Source organism: Falsirhodobacter sp. alg1 (assembly GCF_000739715.2).
Taxonomy (GTDB): domain Bacteria; phylum Pseudomonadota; class Alphaproteobacteria; order Rhodobacterales; family Rhodobacteraceae; genus Falsirhodobacter.
Genome location: NZ_BBJC02000104.1, coordinates 1 through 517, shown reverse-complemented (window position 1 = coordinate 517; position 517 = coordinate 1). Strand labels below are relative to the sequence as shown.

The following is a 517-nucleotide window of genomic DNA, read 5'->3' as shown; positions in this document are numbered from 1 at the left end:
GAACAGACCATCCTCGACCATCTTGCGCGCCCCTCCGCACCCTTCCTCACCGGGTTGGAAAATCAGGATGACGGTCCCGGCAAAATCGCGCGTTTCGGCCAGATAGCGTGCGGCCCCCAGCAGCATGGTGGTGTGCCCGTCATGGCCGCAGGCGTGCATGATGCCGGGGGTCTCCGAGGCATAGGGCACGCCCGTTTCCTCAATGATGGGCAGGGCATCCATATCCGCCCGCAAACCGATGGTCCGCTGCCCCGGACGATTGCCCCGGATGATGCCGACGACCCCCGTACCGGCCATGCCCACATCCGTCTCCCGGCTCCGCAAGGCCATTGGCGCGGCAGCAGGCCGTGACCGTATTCGCCAGTAGGCAGGCAATGGTCATGGGGCCGACGCCACCCGGCACCGGTGTGATGGCTCCGGCAACCGCTGCCGCGCTTGCAAATTCCACGTCCCCCATAAGCCGCTTCTTGCCGTCACGCTCTATCCGGTTGATCCCGACGTCGATGACGGTGGCACC

Annotated in this window: 2 pseudogenes; both read right to left on the bottom strand. The window is 65.8% G+C overall.

Annotated features, from left to right (window positions below):
* Positions 1-300 (bottom strand): annotated as a pseudogene (locus TR36_RS14430) (M20/M25/M40 family metallo-hydrolase); the annotation flags it as partial.
* A gap of 13 nt (positions 301-313) precedes the next feature.
* Positions 314-517: pseudogene (locus TR36_RS15305) on the bottom strand (bifunctional methylenetetrahydrofolate dehydrogenase/methenyltetrahydrofolate cyclohydrolase); the annotation flags it as partial.